Below are 2,163 nucleotides of genomic sequence, written 5' to 3' on the forward strand. Positions count from 1 at the left end.
ACTAAAGCAAATTGCAATGTGGCCAGAAAACTTTCATGGCGGTACATTGCTACTGCAAAAATAACGAGTACAAGGATTATTGCTAAAACTATAAGATAATCGCCGATTTTAATAATAGCTTTTTGAAAGTGACTCTGGGTCTTTGCTTCCTCTACAAGTTTGGCTGTTTTCCCGAAGAACGTATTCATTGCCGTAGCAACCACAACAGCTATCATTTCACCCTGCCGGGCTATTGATCCGGCAAAACCAACATCAAATTCGTGTTTTTCAACCGGAAGCGATTCGCCTGTTAAAGCCGATTCATCCACCATTAGATATTCACCTTTTAGAAGTTTTACATCCGCAGGCAGGCTGTCGCCCAAACGAATTTTTATAATGTCGCCGGGAACCAATTCTTTGGCTGGAATCTTCGACCATTTACTGTCGCGAAAAACTCTTGCTTCAAGAGCAAGCTTTTGCTTTAAAAGCTCTATTGCATTATCGGCTTTGTGTTCCTGCCAGAACCCGACAACTGCATTTAATAGCAGCAATGCAAAGATTATCCAGAAATCTTCCCAATGTTGTATAAGAGCAGAAAGAATAATTGCTATTTCAATCATCCAGGCAATTGGGCCCCAAAAATAACCAAGGAATTTTAATATAGGATTTATTTTCTTTTCGCTTATTTCATTCAGTCCGTATTTTTCCAGCCTTTGCTTTGCTTCAGTATCACTTAAACCAGTACTTTGATTACTCTTTAATTCATCAAGTACAGCAGAGGCTTTCATCGATTTATACTTTTCACTTTCTGTCGACATATTGATTCCTCTAAATATTTATCCGTTCTAAAATGCTATTTTGCTTTTTTATTTGTCCACTTCCAATTCTTTACTTCCGGCATATCCTCACCGTATTTTTTGATATACTGCTTGTGATCGATAAGCTTGTCTTTTAGTTGCTGTTTAAGATAGATGCCCTTTTCACCCGTCTTGGGCACCCGATCAATGACGTCCATAACAAGGTGGAATCGATCCATCTCATTCATCACCGTCATATCAAAAGGCGTTGTTATAGTGCCTTCTTCTTTGTATCCGCGCACGTGTATGTTGTCATGGTTTGTTCGGCGGTAGGTTAGGCGATGAATCAGCCATGGGTAAGCATGGAAAGCGAATATGACCGGTTTATCTTTAGTAAAATAATCATCAAAATCCTTATCATTTAGACCATGTGGGTGTTCTGTTTGTGGCTGAAGCTTCATCAGATCCACTATATTAATCACCCGGATCTTCAAATCAGGAAGATGTTCACGCAAAATTGAGACAGCAGCCAGTGTTTCCAGCGTTGGTACATCTCCACAACAGGCCATTACTACATCGGTTGTAACTTCCTGGTCGTTACTGGCCCACTGCCAGATTCCAATGCCTTCCGTACAATGTTTAATAGCGGCATCTATATTTAGCCACTGCGGAGCCGGGTGTTTCCCGGCTATTACTACATTGACATAATGACGGCTTCGAAGGCAATGGTCCATTACAGATAACAAGCAGTTTGCATCGGGTGGAAGATATACTCTTACGACTTCGGCTTTTTTGTTTACAACATGATCAATGAAACCGGGATCCTGATGGGTAAAGCCGTTATGATCCTGCCGCCACACATGTGATGCAAGAATATAATTTAAGGAGGAAATTTTTCTTCTCCACGGAAGATGGGCTGTTACTTTCAGCCACTTTGCATGCTGATTAAACATCGAATCGACTATGTGGATGAACGCTTCATAGCAATTAAAAAGTCCATGCCTGCCCGTGAGCAGATATCCCTCAAGCCAGCCTTCGCATTGGTGCTCGCTAAGCATTTCCATAACGCGTCCGGTCGGTGCAAGGAATTCGTCGTTTGATACCATTGTGCCTTTCCATTGTCGTTTCGTTACTTCAAATACAGCTCCCAGCCTGTTGGAAAGAGTTTCATCCGGCCCGAAGATTCTGAAATTATTTTGTCCATTGTTCAATTTAATTACATCGCGAAGGAATCGTCCTAATACACGTGTATCTCCAATTCCGGTTACACCCGGTAAGGGTACATTGGTTGCATAGGCTCGATAATCCGGCATTCGAAGGTCTCTAAGCAGCATACCACCGTTTGCGTGAGGATTGGCTCCCATACGTCTTTCACCTTTCGGTGCTA

2 protein-coding genes are annotated in these 2,163 nt (G+C 42.0%); both read right to left on the reverse strand.

What is annotated here, in order from left to right; genetic code table 11:
• Positions 1-767 (reverse strand): HAD-IC family P-type ATPase (locus AC37HE_RS11135; protein ID WP_500782917.1); only part of this gene is annotated, 767 nt, incomplete at its 3' end.
• A 65-nt stretch (positions 768-832) separates the two neighbouring features.
• Positions 833-2,163, reverse strand: a 1,331-nt coding sequence (locus tag AC37HE_RS11140; RefSeq protein ID WP_500782918.1) for a phosphoketolase family protein, incomplete at its 5' end; no start/stop codon positions are given.

This window comes from Mangrovibacterium sp. (genome assembly GCF_059905295.1).